Genomic DNA, 16,231 nt, shown 5'->3' with positions numbered 1-16,231 from the left:
CTCGCGACCTAGCGCGTCGACAAGCCGCCTGTGCTACTAGTCATGCCAGCCAATGGACAACCCAGTGCCCCAGGCGCATGTTTCGACACCGCCCTTGGGGAAGCCGGTGATCAGAGAGCGCTTGCCGGCGGCCAGACCGGCAAGATCGGACTCCGTCACGCGCGCATCCTTGCGTGTCAGCTGTGTGGCTTCGCTCGACGTCAGCGGAAGCTGAACCCACCATTGCGGGTCCTCGCCGCCAACCCAGTCGATAGACTCGGCGAAAACTGAAACGAAGCGCTGGGAACAGACGGGGCAGCCGAGCAACGAGGCAATGAAATGTGCTTCGTCGATGACCGTGGCCTGGTGAGACAGGCTGGCGCGGGCCTTCCAGGCGTCATCAGGCGATGCCGGCCAGCAACGCTCACACCCGAAGCTTTCCTCGCCACCAATCATCGATCCTCCCGCGCTTTGCCGATCCGCGGCTCAACGAACACCGCCACCGCAAGATACCGTCATCGCATCGACGACGCCAATCCCGGGAAAAATGCTGCTCAACCGACTGCCCGCCAATCCCGATCTTGCGCGTCAACGATGCGCTGCCGCTACCGCCAAGCGGAATTGCGGATCACCGAGCAGAAATTGCCGCGATGGAAATGCGGTTCCTTGTCGGCGATCACATCGGCCTTGACGTTGCCGAAGGTGGTGTCGGGCTTGTGCTTGATGCCGTCATAGAAGGCCTGGATGATATCCTCCTGGAAACCGGGCGTTCTCGGAAAGGCCCGCACGACGCTCTCGCGCTCCACGTCGGAATACTCTTTGTGGGTGAGGCCGAGCACGTCCATCTCGACGCCGGCGGTCACCAGCGCCACCACCGGATGCATGTGTACCGGCACGCCCGGCGTGGTGTGCAGCGCGATCGCGGTCCAGACCGTGTAGGCATCTTCTTCGGGAATGCCGTGGTTGCGCAGGAAATCGCGCGCGGCGTGCGCACCGTCGACCTCGAAACGCTCATGCGCGCTGGTGTGGCCCGGCATCAGGCCGAGGTCATGGAACATTGCGCCGGCATAGAGCAATTCGCGATCGAAAGTGAGCCCACGATGGACGCCGGCCAGCGCGCCGAAGTGATAGACGCGGCTCGAATGGTTGAAGAGCAGTTCGGTTTCGGTGTCGCGGATGAAAGTGGTGATGGCGCGTGCCAGCTTGCTGTCGGGTATGGCGGCGCCGTCGGGAATGGTGGTCATGGATGTCGTCTCTTGTTGATGGGAGATGACAAACTAGGCTTTGTCGGCTATGGCAGGAATTGTTTAGTCACGACGATTTCTGCCAAATCACGGACAATGCGGACGTGGCGGCAAGATTGATGGGAATGGACTGATGACCTTGCGGATCGGCATCCTCGCCATGGACGGTGCGCAGCTGCTCGATGTCTCCGGCCCGCTCGACGTCTTTGCCGAAGCCAATCTGCAGGCAGGCCGGCAAGCCTACGCCACATCGATCGTCGCAGCGGTGGACGGCCCGGTGAGCTGCTCCTCGGGGGCAAGGCTGCTGCCTGATTTCGTTATCGGACAGGCTGACATGCCACGCTTCCACACGCTGCTGGTGGCGGGCGCGCCGCATCTGGCGCAGACGACGAGCAGCGCGCCCGTGCTCGATTGGCTGCGCACCGCCAGTACCTCTGCCCGGCGCTATGGATCGGTGTGCACCGGCGCCTTCCTGCTGGCCGAGGCCGGCCTGCTCGATGGCCGCCGCGCCACCACCCATTGGGCGGACGCCGACCGATTTGCCGAGCGCTTTCCCGAGGTGGTGCTCGATGTCGACGCCATCCACGTCCGCGACGGCAAGATCAGGACCGCAGCCGGGGTGACCGCGGGGCTTGACCTGGCGCTCGCACTGGTCGAGGAGGATCTCGGCGCCGATGTCGCGCGCCGCGTCGCGGCTCAACTGGTCATGTATTTCCGCCGCAGCGGCGGCCAGCTCCAGTATAGCCGCAAAGGCGCCGGCAGCCCGGCCGGGCGCTCGGCGTTGCAGCAGGTGCAGCGCTGGGTCATCGCCAACCCAGCTAAAGAGCATGGCGTCGACCAGCTTGCCGGGCGCGCCGGCATGAGCCCGCGCCACTTCGCCCGGCTGTTTCGCCAGGAGGTCGGCGTCACACCTTCGGCCTGGGTCGAGGCGATCCGCGTGGAGGCGGGACAGCGCCTGCTGGAGACGGGTGCGGCGCCAAAACTCGTCGCCGACCAGTGCGGCTTTTCAGACGTCGACACCTTCCGGCGCGCCTTCCAGCGCAAGCTCGGCGTCACGCCCGCCGCATACCGGCGCGTTCAGGTCGATGTGCCGCAGGCCGTGCCCTGAAAGTCGGATAAGTCGGCGCAATTGACAATGGAAATCGCGCGCCGTCATGGTGATGCGGACAAAAGTGGACCCTTATGCCATCCGCAAAACTCGACCCGATCGACCTCAAGATCCTCGACGCCATCCAGCGCGACGGACGCATCACCAAGCTGGCGCTGGCCGACAAGGTCGGCCTGTCGCCGACGCCATGCTGGATGCGACTGCGCAAGCTCGAGAAAGCCGGCATCGTCTCGGGCTACCACGCCCGGGTCGCGATGCGGATCGTGGCACCGGTTGCCACGGTGCTGATGGAGGTGACGCTGGCCAGCCATAGACAGGCCGATTTCGATCGCTTCGAACGTGCCATCCGCGACATTCCCGAGATTGTCGCCTGCTGGGCGGTGGGAGGCGGTGTCGACTATGTCATGAAGGTGATGGCGCGCGACATCGACGCCTATCAGCGACTGGTGGACGGCCTGCTCGCGCGAGAGATCGGCATAGACCGCTACTTCACCTACGTCGTCACCAAGACGGTGAAGGAAGAAATCGTGCTTCCGGTAGCCGAGCTGCTCCCGGCGTCGCCATAGCCCGGAGAATCTGTCTGCCAACGGGGCACAATGGAGAGACACTCTCTACCGCCAGGCATCCAAACAGCCTCTCTGTCCGTCCGAGACGGATAGTATTCCCGCATCAGTTCGAACCGGCCGCACCGAAATCGTCCCTTCGCCAGGAGTCACAGAAATGCTCGACCAGTCCAATGAACTCAACGCCTGGGATCGCGACCACTTCTTCCATCCCTCGACCCATATGGGCACGCACGCGCGGGGTGAATCGCCGACGCGCATCATGGCCGGCGGCGAAGGCGTCACCGTGTGGGACAACAATGGCAGGAAGAGCATCGATGCCTTTGCCGGGCTCTATTGCGTCAATGTCGGCTATGGCCGCCAGAAGATCGCCGATGCCATCGCCACCCAGGCGAAGAACCTCGCCTACTACCATGCCTATGTCGGCCACGGCACCGAGGCCTCGATCACGCTCGCCAAGATGATCATCGACCGCGCGCCGAAGGGCATGTCGAGGGTATATTTCGGCCTCTCCGGTTCGGATGCCAACGAGACCAACATCAAGCTGATCTGGTACTACAACAATGTGCTGGGACGGCCGGAGAAGAAGAAGATCATCTCGCGCTGGCGCGGCTATCACGGCTCGGGTGTGATGACGGGATCGCTGACGGGGCTCGACCTGTTCCACAACGCCTTCGACCTGCCGCGCGCACCGGTGCTGCACACCGAAGCGCCCTACTATTTCCGCCGCGCCGACCGTTCGATGAGCGAAGAGCAGTTTTCACAACACTGCGCCGACAAGCTCGAAGAGATGATCCTGGCGGAAGGGCCGGAAACGGTTGCCGCCTTCATCGGCGAGCCGATCCTCGGCACGGGCGGCATCGTGCCGCCGCCTGCCGGCTACTGGGAGAAGATGCAAGGCGTGCTGAAGAGGTACGACGTGCTGCTGGTCGCTGACGAGGTGGTCACCGGCTTTGGCCGTCTCGGCACCATGTTCGGCTCCGACCATTACGGCATCAAGCCGGATCTTATCACCATCGCCAAGGGCCTTACCTCCGCCTATGCGCCGCTGTCAGGTGTGATCGTCGCCGACAAGGTCTGGCAGGTGCTGGTGCAGGGTTCCGACAAGCTGGGCTCGCTCGGCCATGGCTGGACCTATGCGGCGCATCCGATCTGCGTTGCCGCCGGTGTCGCCAATCTCGAACTGATCGACGAGATGGACCTCGTGACAAATGCCGGCGAGACCGGCGCCTATTTCCGCGCCGAGTTGGCAAAGGCCGTCGGCGGCCACAAAAATGTCGGCGACGTGCGCGGCGACGGCATGCTGGCGGCAGTCGAGTTCGTTGCCGACAAGGACGACCGCACCTTCTTCGATGCCTCGCTCAAGATCGGGCCGCAGGTGGCGACGGCGCTTGCAGCAAGCGGCGTCATCGGCCGCGCCATGCCGCAGGGCGACATACTCGGCTTCGCGCCGCCACTCTGCCTGACGCGCGAGGAAGCCGACATCGTCGTGGCCAAGACAGCGGATGCGGTGAAGAGCGTGTTCGCCAATCTCTGAGACTGACAGCAAATACGCGCGCCTTCCCGCAGCGTGCGTTGCCGCGCGCAGAGCCTGATTTCGTCCTCGCGGGAACGCCATTGCGCCGCTTTCGTTCCTTAGTCGACGCAAAAATTAGGCCGACTGCAAGCACGCAGGCCCGGGAACAGGAAGGCCTGCCGCGAGTTCTGTCTCCGAACCGCGCGGCGTGAATGGCGCGGCAGCGCAAGGAGACGGCATATGGGCCTGGGTACCATTCTTATTATCATCCTGATCATCGCGTTGCTCGGCGGCTTCAGCGGCCTCGGCGGCGGACCGTTTTACGGCACCGGTTACTATGGCGGCGGCGGCCTCGGGCTGGTGCTGATCATCGTGATCATTCTGGTTGTTCTCGGGCGCATATAGCGTCGCCATTGGCCGCCGGAAGCGCAGAGCTAAGGCGGCTGCTCTTCGCTTGAAGACCTTGGTTGGCAGCTTGCCGGCGTCTGGAGACATTGGTGGCACGCAAACTCGACCTGCGCAGCGGCCGGCCGGTCTGGTTTGCCTATCGCGCGCCATCGGTGCCGACAGAGAAACTGACCCGCGACGTCAAGACTGACGTGCTGATCGTCGGTATGGGCATCAGCGGGGCCATGGCCGCCGAGACGCTGACCGCCGCCGGCCATTCGGTGATCTGCATCGACCGACGCGGACCGTTGCTGGGATCGACCTCGGCGACCACCGCCCTGGTGCAGTTCGAACTTGACCAGCCGCTGACGAAACTGTCGGCGATGGTCGGCAAGGCCGATGCCGGACAGGCATGGCGGCGCTCGCGGCTCGCGGTGTCCAACCTCAGCGGACGAATCGCCGAACTCGGCATCGACTGCCGCCTGACCCCATCGTCCTCGCTCTATCTGGCCGGCGATGTGCTCGACCCCTCTGCACTGCGCGACGAGGCGGAGGCGCGCCGGCAGGTCGGCATCGGCGCAAGCTATCTGACTCGCAAGGCCCTAGACGACGAGTTTGGCATCGACCGCGCCGGCGCTATCCTCAGCCACGGCAACCTCGCGCTCGACCCGCGCAAGCTCACCGCTGGGCTGCTGCTGAAGGCGCTCAAACGCAAGGCGCGCTTCTATGCTCCGGTGCAGGCGACGGCGATCGAGGACAGAAGCGATCAGGTCGTGGTCGCCACCAGCGGTGGCCCGACGATCACCGCGCGGCATCTGGTGCTGGCCACCGGCTACGAGCTGACCGACATCATCCCGAAGACCGCGCACAGTGTCGTGTCGACCTGGGCGATTGCAACAGCACCGCAACCGAAAAACATCTGGCCTGGCGCCGCGCTGATCTGGGAGGCCTCGGAGCCATACCTTTACCTGCGCGCGACAGAAGACGGTCGCGTCATCTGCGGCGGCGAGGACGAGGAATTCACCGACGAGGCGCGTCGCGATGCGCTGATCGCCGACAAGGCGAAACGTCTGGCGAAGAAGCTGCATCGTTTGCTGCCGCGGCTCGACGTCACCCCTGAATTCACCTGGACCGGCTCATTCGGCACCACCAGCACAGGCATGCCCTATATCGGCGCCCTGCCCCGGCATCCGCGCATCCATGCGGTGATGGGCTACGGCGGCAACGGCATCACCTTCTCGCAGATCGCTTCGGAGATCGTCGCCTCGGCGATCGGCGGTGTCGAAGATGCCGATGCGAAGCTGTTTTCATTCAGCCGATCCTGACCGGCGGCCCTCGCTCGCCGCCCTGCCGCCCAGCCAGTGGTTCCTACAGCACGGCGGATGAAGCTTCAGTCTTTCAACTGGGCGCCGCTGGCGCATTTCAGGGTTTGCAACTGCCGACGCTTTTGAACGTCATTTCATTTTTGCAATCATATTCCGGAGGCCAGTCGTTGCTAATTCTGGTGCAGTATTGGGCGACAATGGCTTCCGGGCTGTACCGACCGATGAAAATATCAGGCTTGACGGAATTGTCGGTTTGCAGGCCGGTGAAAAAGCTGATCTCCGATCCGCTTTTGCAGGCATACCCGATCATCAGATCGTCTTTTATCCGGCCGGCAATCTGAGCGCAGCCTGCCGGTCCGGGAAGTGGATCCGAAACTTGAGTGATCTCCAGGCAGGTCCCGTGTTGCTGTTCGCGCCACTTCGAGTTCAAGGCAGGAAAGTCATCTGCCAGTGACGCAGTCGTCACCGCGCCTAGAAATGCCATCTCGACGATGACAGCAGTCAGGAAAGCTTTCTTCATCGATACCTCTCCCTGTTACATCCCGGTGAGGATAGCATATTTGCGAGGTCTGGTGTGTGAGCGGCTTTACTTAGGGAAATCTACGCGATCGCAGGCTCTACGGAGCGAGCGGTCCGGGTGCCGAGAAGAACCAGCGGGATAGCGATGGCGTAAACGACCAGCACCGTGAGCCAGATGGCCCCGGGCCAGGCTTTCTGGACCACAAAGTAGAAGGCCGAGAAACCAAGCGGAGCGATGACGGAGGCCAGGCTGACGGCCGATGCCAGCACGCCCTGGAGCTGACCCTGGCGGGCCGGGTCGACCTGCCTTGTGGCAAAGGCCTGAAACGCCGGTGCGCCGATGCCGGCAAGCGCGAAGACCGGCATGATGGCGAAAACCATCCAGCCGTGATTGGCGAAAGCCATGGCGAGAAGCGCGATGCAGGCAAAGCCGATGCCGGCGACAACGGCCCAGCGTTCGCCGAGCAGTTTTGCCGCCGGGCCGGGCAAGAATGTCTGCACCAGCGTCTGGCAGACGCCGAAGGCGCCCAGCGAAAAGCCGATCCAGACGCCGTTCCACTGGAAGGTGTCGAAGCCCCACAGCGCCCAGCAGGTGCCGTAGGCTTCGCCGGTGGCGCTCATGATGAAGAACACGAGCACGATCGGCAGAAGCCCCTTCAAAGAGAACACCCAGCGCAGCGGCGAAAGCGGGTTGAGCGCGGCCAGATCGATCTTCTGACGGGCCGGTGCGCGCGACTCCGGCAGGACGAAAAAGGCCAGCAGAAGATTGCAGGCATTGAGCACGGCGGCGGCGATGAAAGGCAGCCGCAGCCAGTGTTCGCCGAGCAGACCGCCGAGGACCGGTCCGATGATGAAGCCGGCACCGAACACGGCGTTGAACAGGCCGAAGCGACGGGCGCGCTTGTCCTCAGGCGACACGTCGGTGATGTAGGCCATGGCGACCGAGACATTGGCGCTGGTCAGGCCGGCAATGGCGCGGCCGAGGAACAGCATCCAGAGCTGCGACGCGAGGGCCATGACGATGTAGTTGATGGCCGCACCGGCGAGCGAAATGAGCAGCACGGGACGCCTGCCGATGTTGTCGCTCAAGGCGCCGAGCATGGGCGCGAAGACGAATTGCATCAGCGCATAAAGCGCGGTCATGATGCCGATATAGGGTGCGATGTCAGGGCTGTGCGTCACCTCTTGGAGAAGACGCGGCAGGATCGGGAAGATGAGGCCTATGCCAACGGCGTCGAGGCCGATCGCGGCAAAGATAACGGTAAGGGATTTGTTCATGGCGGAATCCAGACGATGAAAATGATGAGCTGGCCCATGACGCGCGCCTTGCGCTGACGTGCTGGGGCCTCTGCGGTCAGATCGAGTGGAGCAGCTTGCCTTTCGGTTAGGTTCTACCTATACTCGATACTAACTTGTACTCAGTACATATTCAGTCAGGAACGCCATGTCAACCCCATCCGACCTCCGGTCCCGCAAGCGCCTCGCCACGCGGCAAGCCATCTCCAATGCCGCCACGCTCCTGTTCTTCGAACGGGGCTTCGATCATGTGACAGTGGATGAGATCGCGGCGGCCGCCGATGTCGGGCGGATGACGGTGTTCAATCACTTCCCCCGCAAGGAGGACATGCTCTTCGACCGCGACGAGGAGGGCCGCGAGATGCTGCGCGAAGCCTTGCGGCAGCGCGATCCCCGCATTTCACCAATCGAGACTTTACGGTTGCTCGCGCATCGCCTGGTCGCGGAACGCAGCCCGGCCGTCGAGTTTTCCGCCAGGAGCCAAGGCTTCATCAAAGCAGTCGAAGGCAGCGAAACTCTCAAGGCTCGGGCGAGAGCGATACGCGATGAGCTCGCAGAGGTGCTGACGGTAGCGCTGTCCGAAGGCGCCGGGCGGGACCCCGCCGATCCCGACGCCCGTCTGGCGGCGGCCCTGCTGCTCGCGACGTGGAGCGTGGCCTATATCCAGGCCCACCAGACGTTTCGTCAGACGCGCGATATGGAGCAAGCGAGCGCGGTCTTTCTCGCGCTTGTCGACAAGGGCAGCATCGGCCTGAAAGCCGCAATGGCAGGCACGCCTTACGCCTGAGCAATTGGCTCCGGCCCGCTGGTGCTTGCCGCAACGTTGCAGCGCATAGGCCTTTGGACGATGCCACAACCAGCGGCAGATCACGCCATATCGGGCCGATCAACACCGTGCATTCGGGGGGTTGATCAACGAGTTTAATTTCGTCGCCTGTTTCTCGACTTCGAAGGGGAATCTTCTTTCTTGACAACATTAGAAATTCGTCACTTAATAATTCTGTTCTTGTCGCCAGACTAACGGCAAGAGCGCACGGCTCTCGATGATATGGTGGAGAGCTCTTTCATTGTCATAAATACTACGCTGCTTTGGATTTCGAAGTTTTGGAATTTTAAGCCGTCGGACGATCGTATCGAGCGATCGGTCTGCGACGGTGCAGAGATCGATTTGTCATAAAGTTCTGTTTCCGCACGGATTTCGTGGCACGGATATAATGGAGCAGCCCGGTGAGCCCCGATATTAGCGGGACAATTGATTTCGCCGACGGTCCACCCAACCGCCTCGTGGATATCTGCATCCGGCTTGAGGACACGACCATGCTCGATGCGCCCTCGGTCGTGATGGCCGAGACGCATTGCAGGCTGGAGCCCGGTTCGGCGCAGCCGGTCGCGTTTGTGCTCGCGGTTCCCGACGCCGCGGTCGAAAGGCGGCGGCAATACACCCTGTCGGCGCGCGCCGGATACCTTCCGGCCGGAGCGGATGACCCATCGTTCGGCACGGTGCTGAGTTACCCTTGGCGGCTTGGGTCAAAAACGCCGCAACGGCTGCAACTTCATTCTTTCGATCGAGGCTGAGAGGGAGAGGAAAATGGCGGAAGACGGCGAACTCAAAGCGGGACCAACCGTGCAGACCACATTTGCGCGGATCGGCAAGACAGTGCGCCCGGTTCAATACACAGTCGTCGAAGGTCAGGCGGTGGTCGAGGGTTGCATCGTCTTGGGCAGCGCCGAGGAGGCGGCAGCCAATCTTGCGGCTATTCAGCAATCGCCAGGGCTGCTGCGTGCGAAGGCCGGGGCGCTTGGATCGGCCATCAAAGGCAAGCAGTTTCGCTGGCCGGGAGGCGTCCTGATCTTCGAGATCGCAGCGACGCTGCCCAAGCCCGAGCGTGTCCATGACGCGATGGCCCACTGGAAGGCCAAGACTTCGATCAAGTTCGAACAGCGCGATCCCAACAACCCCAAGCACAAGAACTTCGTCGCCTTCGTCCCTGGCTCCGGCTGCCGCTCGGCGGTGGGCATGCGCGGCGGGCGCCAGGAACTGGTGCTCGGGCCGGAATGCAGCGCAGGCAACGCCATCCACGAGATCGGACATGCGCTGGGCCTCTGGCATGAGCAGAGCAGGATCGATCGCGACGCGCATATCCGCATCCGGTTCGACCGCATACAGGCCGGCATGGAGCACAATTTCACGCAGCACATTCACGATGGCGTCGATATCGAGGACTACGATCTCGATTCCATCATGCACTATCCGCTCACCGCTTTTTCCAAGGACGGCAAGCCGACCATCGAACTCATCAAGGGCCACGCCGGCATCGTCGGCCAGCGCCAGGGTTTGAGCGACGGAGACCGCGCAACCATCAAGAAGATGTATGGCTAGATGACCCTGGTATTCGATCGCCGGGCCCAATTTGCCGGCAAGCCGCAGACGCACGCCTTTCTGGTGGGAGTGAGCGAATATACGCACCTACCGAAGCAGACCGAGCCGCCCGACCCGGAAAAATTCAACCTGCAGCGGCTGGCTTCGCCGGCGCTCAGCGCCTGGGAGATATGCCGCTGGCTGGTTGCCAATGCGGACACGCTCGCCTGTCCGCTGGCGACCATTCGCCTTTTGATGTCGCCTTCGGCGAAGGAAAGAAAAAAGCTCACGCCGATCGACCTCGGCGCGGGCCAGCAGTTGACGCGCACGACAGTTGACAAGGCCGACTGGCAGCATTTCGTTCCGGAAGCCATCGAGTGGCGTAAGGACGCCTCCACAGACCGCAACTCGATGACCTTCTTCTATTATTCCGGGCATGGGCTGGAACGCCTCGGCAGACCGTTGATCACGCTGGCCGATTTCACCGATCCGGCCGCCGGCGGCGTGTTGCAGCGCTCATGCGAGGTCGCCGCCAATTTCATGCTCGGCATGGCCCCCTCGGCGAACAGGCCCGATATCGCCCGAACCCAGTTTTACTTCGTCGACGCCTGCCGCGAGACGGTCACGGACTTTCCCGGCCTGGCGAACCCGCCCGGTACGGTGTGGGATACACTGCCGGGCGTCGACGACCGCGCGACGCCGATGTTCATGGCTTCCTATCCGGGTTCCATAGCGATGACGATCGCCGGCAGGAAAACGGACTTTTGCGAGGCGCTGATCAAGTGCCTGGACAATGGTGCGGAGATAAACGACCTGAACGATCCGCAACAGCGCTGGCCGGTCAGCAGCTTCACCCTCAACACGGCGCTCAACAACCATTTCATGCAGAAGAAAACCGGTCAGTACGCGCCGGCGACCGGCACCACATTTAAGAATGTGACGCTGCGCTGGCTAAGCTCGCCGCCTCAGGTCGAGTTCCGTCTGATCATCCGCCCCGACGCGGCTGTCGGCGTCACCGGGCTTGCCTTGCAGCGGATGGGCGGCGGCTTCCAAAAGGATATTCCGCCCTCGGCGGCGGATCATCCCTACGCCGTCACCTCACAGGCCGGAATATTCCAGTTGACGGCCAAGGCCGGCGCCGGGTTCGCTGACGTCACCGAGATCCAGCTCATCAACCAGCAGAGGCCGAACTGGCCGATAAGCATGGCCGCAATCGTTCCGGCACCGGCAGCGCCCGCAGGTCCGCCGGCAGCCCCTCCAGCCGGTGGCGGGGCGGGAGGTTGAGATGAGTGGCAAGTTGACACTGTCCATACCCGAGAGCCTCGGCATCTCCGACGCCCGGGTTTCGATCCTGGACCACGATCTGAAGATTGTGGGAGAGACCACGCTCGCGCAACCCGCCGGGGGTATCGACCTCTCCCCTGGTTTCTATGCAGCCCGCGCGCTGCTGCCCGATGGTACATTCCTCGAAACGGCATTCCAGATGCCGGCCTCGGGCGACGACACCTCGGTCGTGCTTGCACAGGCCAGGGCTGGCTCGTACCCACCCATGGGCAGCAACAGCGCCTTCGCGCGCCTGAATGTGCCAGGCTACGAATCCGATGCAAACCTGCTGGAAAGCGTTGGGCTGGAAAGCGTTGGGCTCGAAAACATGGGGCTCGAAAGCCTCGAAAGCGCGCAGGAATCCACCCCGCGCGAGTTCGCGCTGATATCTGTCGACTTTGAGGGGCGGACTTTGGCCGAAGGGCAGAAGCTTGCGGTTGATGCCTCCGGCTGGGTCACGATCCCTGGCAGTTTCCAGCCCGGTTTTGTGCGGACGGCGGGCGACGACGGCCGTTACTTCTATCTGGCGGCTCCCGTTTCCGGTTCGGAAGGGGCGCAGATTTCCATCCCTGCCACGGCGCCACGCAATTTTGCGGTGAAGCTGCAGGACCCGGACGCCGATCTGTTCATCCGCTATCTCGAAGGCCGTCAGCTCGAGCAGCTTTCGCTGATTTCGGATTATTGGCGCAAGGCGAGAGATCTGCTCGCCGACAAGCATGAATTTCCGATCGCCGCCGCCGTCGGCGCCTATGTCATGATGCTGGTAGGTCCATCCAACGCGTACGAAACCGAAAACACGTCAAGCGGCAGCTGGCTTGATCGCTGGACTGAGACGCTTTATCGCGACGCAGGCTGGCTAGCCGACGGGCTGTGCATCAGGGCCGAGATGCTGGCGCGCTGGGGCAGGCATCGCGAAGCGCTCGACCTTCTCTATGAATTGCCGTCGCGCGGCCTGCCGTTATTCACGCCGGGATTGCGTTTTGCCCTCGACCGCCTCAGCGGCTACCGCAACGCCTCGGGAAAACATTTCGATCCGGCCGACGGCGAAAAGACAGGCGCGCTTCTCGACCGGCTCTACCGAACCGCAAGCAACGCGAATTTCGACCGGCCGGTTCTGAATTTCCGCGAGCCGGCCGAGGCTTGGGCAGGCAGGAAGTCGGCAATGCCGAAATAGGTTCAAACACATCGAAAGCGAGGGATGCCGTGGGTAAGCTTGAGGACCAACTGGCGCGGTTGCGCCGCTTCAACGCGTCGGTAAGGGCGGGCGACCCCAAGCTTGCCGAAGAGAGTGCCGATCTCGGGGTCGAGAACGAAGCATTGGAGATAGCGCGCGCCCCCGAGGACCTCGACCAGGCCGTCGAACTGGAAAGCATCGTCATGCGGCGCGAGCGGCCGGTTCTGGCAATCCACAACAATGTCACCAAGCTGGTCTTCATCGACAAGGCCGACAGCGAAATCTGGGAGGCGCGGCTGAAGAAGGCCAAGCCGCTGCTCGACAAAGCCATTCGCGCCGTCGGCCGGATCAATGTTCTGGGCGCGCCGTTCGAATGGGTGGGCACGGGATGGCTGGTGGCCGAGAATATTCTCGTTACCAATCGCCATGTCGCTCGAGAATTCGCCGTACGGAAGGGCGCGGGCTTTACGTTCAAACCGGGGGTCAGCGCTCCCATGGAGGCGACCACCGACTTTCTGGAAGAGATCGACAATCCTGACCAGCTCCTCTTCAAGCTCGTCAGGCCGCTCCATATCGAGGATGCGCCAGGCGTTGACGTCGCCTTCTTCGAGATTGAGGTAGCCTCCGGAAAGACCAGGCTTGCAAGCCCTATCGATCTGGCCACCAACATCCGGCAAACCGAGAATGTCGCGACCATCGGCTATCCCGCCTATGACAGCCGCATTCCCGAACCGGAGCTGATGGAGCGCATCTACGGCAAGACATACAACAAAAAGCGGCTCGCACCAGGCGGCGTGACCCGGGTGGAGCCGACGCGCATCTGGCATAATTGCACGACGCTCGGCGGCAATTCCGGTTCGCTGGTCTTCGATCTCGACGAGGGAAATGCGATCGGGCTGCATTTCAGCGGCAGCTTCCTCTCGACGAACTACGCGGTGCGCGCCGATGTGGTGAAAAGACTGCTGGACGACGTGCGGGCCGGCCGCGCGCCGCGACGCACAGAGGCGCCGTCTCGCGCCGTGACCCCGTCGCCCGCGCCGCAGCGCCGTTCTTCGACGGTCCTGCGCCAGAGCATCGGCGGCGGCAGCCTGTCCATCCCGCTGACACTGCGCATATCGGTGGAGCTCGATCAGGGCGGTTCGGTCGTGCCTGCGGTGGTCCGGGGCCTAGTGGCGGATAGCGGAGCCGACGACTCATACATAATCGACGACGGCACGGAATCGGTCGCCGACTATCGCGACCGCGGCGGCTACGACCCTGCTTTCCTCGGCGAGGAAAATAGCGTCGATATGCCGACAGTGATACGCGGCGCCGACGACATTCTCGATTTCCAGGAGGATGGCGTTTCCAAGACGGAGCTTCGCTACGAGCACTACTCCGTCATCATGAGCCGCAGCCGCCGCATGTGCTTTCTGAGCGCCTGCAACATCGACGGCAATCAGTCGAAGAAGAGCGCCCGCGTCGGCTGGAAATGGGATCCGCGCATTCCCAAAGAGCAGCAGATCATGAAGGAATGCTACGGCAACCCACCGAGGTTCAGCCGGGGGCATATGACACGGCGGGAAGATCCAGGCTGGGGTTCGCCGGAAATCGCCAAGCGCGGCAACGAAGATTCCATGCACGTCACCAATGTGACGCCGCAGATGCAGGCCTTCAACGCCCCGATATGGCTGGCGCTTGAGGACTATGCGCTGCAGCATGCCCGCGAAGACGCGATGAAGATTTCCGTCTTCACCGGAGCCTATTTCGCGAAGGCCGATCCGGTGATGTATGGCGTGCGCATTCCGCTTGCCTTCTGGAAGGTCATCGCCTTCATCCACGACGACACCCGCAAACTCTGCGCAACCGGCTACGAGATGGACCAGCAGCAAAGCCTGCAGCCGGAAGAGGAATTCGTTTTCGGGGCGTTCACGTCGCCCCAACTAGGCACGGCGACGCAGGTTTCCATTCGCACAATCGAGGCTCGCAGCGGCATCAACTTTGGCAAACTCGCTGCCGTGGATCCTTTGGCCGGCGATGAGGAAAGCGTATCTGCAGGCGGCGCGGCGTTGCCACTTCTTGCCATGGAGCAAATCCGGTTCCTTCGTTGACAGACGGCGACCATGGAAGAACTTGACTGACGCGTATTCTGCGGACCAGGCCAGGTCCGTAGATGCGTGCGCTAACGCCGATGGCGGTTCCTGGCGTGGAAGACATCGCCAGGAACTGGCCTCTCAAACCCGCCGTCTCGGCGCCATCAGAAACACCACCAGCACACAGCACAGCAGGCCGAGCGACGCCGGCAGTCCCTGATGTCCGGTCAGCTGCATTGCCAGCCCTGCGACGGGCGAGCCGACGATGCCGCCTATGCCCCACACGAATCCGAAGGCGGCATTGCCGGCGATCAAGGCCTGGCCGGTGAAACGCTCGCCGAGCTGGATCAGCGACAGCGTGTAGATGCCGAACGAGACCCCGCCCCAGACGAAGAAAAGCGGCCAGATCAGCCAATTGTTGAAGAGCAACGGCAACAGCAGGCAACCGGCCAGGCATGCCAGGACGCAGAACAGCATCATCCGCGTCGAGCCAAACCGTTCGGCCGCGCGCCCAAGCACGATCTGCAGCACGGCATTGCCGGCGATGAAACAGGTGATGAGCGACGCGATGTGCTCTTCGGCGCTGCCCAGTGCGGCGCCATAGACGGCGAACAGGGACAGCAGGACCTGCTCGAACGCGGCAGCGGTGAAAACCGCGAACAGAAGCAGCGGCGCCAGGGCGAAGAAGCCGCCGACTGATACCGCCTCGCCCTCACGCGGCATATCGGGCAGGCGCGGCGCCACCGCAAGCACGATCAGGCCGCAGACCAGGAAGGCCGCGCTGCCGATGATGAAGGGCGGCCACCCCTGCGTGCCGACCAGGCCGAGCGATAGCGGGCCAAGGCCGAAGCCTGCCGAAACGATCGATGAGTATAGGCCCATAATGCGGCCCCGGCGTGCGGCGGGCGTGATCGAGACCAGCCAGGTTTCACTGATCACGTAAAGCGGGTTGGCAAAGAAGCCGAGCAGGAAGCGCAGCGGCATCCAGGCCCAGACATCCTGCGTCCAGGCAATCGCGATCAGGGCGGCTGCTGCCAGGATCGAACACAGGACCGCGAAGCGCGCCGCCCCCACGCGCCGGACCAGCGCCGGCGTGAAAAGCGACGAGACAATGAAACCCAGTGGGGTCATCGCTGCCGAGATGCCGATCAAGCCCGGTGTCGTCCCTTGCCGTTCGAGGATGAAGCTGAGCAGCGGATAGGTCAGCCCCTGCGCCACGGCGAACACCGTGACGGTCGCGATGATGGCGGCCATCGCGGCCCAAGGGATGCGGCTCTCGCCCGGTGACGTCGCGTCTTCGGCGCTCATGCAACCTTCGAAGCAGGATCGGCAAACTTCGACAAGTGCAAATGCCGGCGAGGCGTCG

16 protein-coding genes are annotated in these 16,231 nt (G+C 62.9%); 11 read left to right on the top strand and 5 right to left on the bottom strand.

What is annotated here, in order from left to right; all coding sequences use genetic code 11:
- Positions 1–36: 36 nt before the first annotated feature.
- Both AC1DZ8_RS20850 and AC1DZ8_RS20845 read right to left on the bottom strand, forming a co-directional pair.
- Positions 37–435 carry a hypothetical protein gene (locus tag AC1DZ8_RS20850; protein WP_477302078.1) on the bottom strand — a complete coding sequence of 133 codons (399 nt, stop codon included), beginning with the start codon at positions 433–435 and terminating at the stop codon, positions 37–39.
- 149 nt (positions 436–584) lie between these two features.
- The gene (locus tag AC1DZ8_RS20845; protein WP_477302076.1) at positions 585–1,223 is read right to left on the bottom strand and encodes an HD domain-containing protein; all 639 of its coding nucleotides are present in this window, start codon (positions 1,221–1,223) and stop codon (positions 585–587) included.
- 133 nt (positions 1,224–1,356) lie between these two features.
- On the opposite strand from AC1DZ8_RS20845, the gene AC1DZ8_RS20840 reads away from it, so the two are divergent.
- From AC1DZ8_RS20840 to AC1DZ8_RS20820, 5 genes are all read left to right on the top strand, one after another.
- Positions 1,357–2,331, top strand: a complete 975-nt coding sequence (locus AC1DZ8_RS20840) for a GlxA family transcriptional regulator (RefSeq protein ID WP_477302074.1) — start codon at positions 1,357–1,359, stop codon at positions 2,329–2,331.
- Between the two features lie 74 nt (positions 2,332–2,405).
- Positions 2,406–2,897 (top strand): Lrp/AsnC family transcriptional regulator, encoded by a 492-nt coding sequence (locus AC1DZ8_RS20835; protein ID WP_477302072.1) that lies wholly within the window; start codon positions 2,406–2,408, stop codon positions 2,895–2,897.
- A 154-nt stretch (positions 2,898–3,051) separates the two neighbouring features.
- The gene (locus AC1DZ8_RS20830) at positions 3,052–4,431 is read left to right on the top strand and encodes an aminotransferase (protein WP_477302070.1); all 1,380 of its coding nucleotides are present in this window, start codon (positions 3,052–3,054) and stop codon (positions 4,429–4,431) included.
- A gap of 219 nt (positions 4,432–4,650) precedes the next feature.
- On the top strand, positions 4,651–4,815 hold the full coding sequence (locus tag AC1DZ8_RS20825) for a DUF3309 family protein (protein ID WP_023667887.1): 165 nt from the start codon (positions 4,651–4,653) through the stop codon (positions 4,813–4,815).
- Between the two features lie 92 nt (positions 4,816–4,907).
- Positions 4,908–6,122: an NAD(P)/FAD-dependent oxidoreductase gene (locus AC1DZ8_RS20820; protein ID WP_477302068.1), complete on the top strand. Its 1,215-nt coding sequence runs from the start codon at positions 4,908–4,910 to the stop codon at positions 6,120–6,122.
- A 97-nt stretch (positions 6,123–6,219) separates the two neighbouring features.
- Here the strand turns inward: AC1DZ8_RS20820 and AC1DZ8_RS20815 are convergent, their stop codons facing one another.
- A complete protein-coding gene (locus AC1DZ8_RS20815; protein WP_477302066.1) occupies positions 6,220–6,642 on the bottom strand; it encodes a hypothetical protein in 423 nt (140 codons plus the stop codon).
- Positions 6,643–6,722: 80 nt separating this feature from the next.
- A complete protein-coding gene (locus AC1DZ8_RS20810; protein ID WP_477302064.1) occupies positions 6,723–7,919 on the bottom strand; it encodes a TCR/Tet family MFS transporter in 1,197 nt (398 codons plus the stop codon).
- A 166-nt stretch (positions 7,920–8,085) separates the two neighbouring features.
- Between AC1DZ8_RS20810 and AC1DZ8_RS20805 the strand changes: the two genes are divergently transcribed.
- From AC1DZ8_RS20805 to AC1DZ8_RS20780, 6 genes are all read left to right on the top strand, one after another.
- Entirely contained in the window at positions 8,086–8,724 is a 639-nt protein-coding gene (locus AC1DZ8_RS20805; protein ID WP_477302062.1) for a TetR/AcrR family transcriptional regulator, read from the top strand.
- Positions 8,725–9,164: 440 nt separating this feature from the next.
- Positions 9,165–9,512, top strand: coding sequence for a YbaY family lipoprotein (locus AC1DZ8_RS20800; RefSeq protein WP_477302060.1), 348 nt, complete (start codon positions 9,165–9,167; stop codon positions 9,510–9,512).
- Between the two features lie 13 nt (positions 9,513–9,525).
- Positions 9,526–10,317 (top strand): M12 family metallopeptidase, encoded by a 792-nt coding sequence (locus tag AC1DZ8_RS20795; RefSeq protein WP_477302058.1) that lies wholly within the window; start codon positions 9,526–9,528, stop codon positions 10,315–10,317.
- Complete coding sequence (locus tag AC1DZ8_RS20790) at positions 10,318–11,580, top strand: caspase family protein (protein WP_477302056.1); 1,263 nt, start codon at positions 10,318–10,320, stop codon at positions 11,578–11,580. It abuts the gene before it with no gap.
- A 1-nt stretch (position 11,581) separates the two neighbouring features.
- Positions 11,582–12,793: a hypothetical protein gene (locus tag AC1DZ8_RS20785; protein WP_477302054.1), complete on the top strand. Its 1,212-nt coding sequence runs from the start codon at positions 11,582–11,584 to the stop codon at positions 12,791–12,793.
- Between the two features lie 29 nt (positions 12,794–12,822).
- Positions 12,823–14,883 carry a DNA/RNA non-specific endonuclease gene (locus AC1DZ8_RS20780; RefSeq protein WP_477302052.1) on the top strand — a complete coding sequence of 687 codons (2,061 nt, stop codon included), beginning with the start codon at positions 12,823–12,825 and terminating at the stop codon, positions 14,881–14,883.
- A gap of 123 nt (positions 14,884–15,006) precedes the next feature.
- Here the strand turns inward: AC1DZ8_RS20780 and AC1DZ8_RS20775 are convergent, their stop codons facing one another.
- Positions 15,007–16,173, bottom strand: coding sequence for an MFS transporter (locus AC1DZ8_RS20775; protein WP_477302050.1), 1,167 nt, complete (start codon positions 16,171–16,173; stop codon positions 15,007–15,009).
- Between the last annotated feature and the right edge of the window lie 58 nt (positions 16,174–16,231).

The sequence above is a fragment of the Mesorhizobium sp. P2_F7 genome (assembly GCF_056403695.1).
Note: the sequence above shows the minus strand (reverse complement) of the source record. Positions and strands in the feature narration are given on the sequence as shown.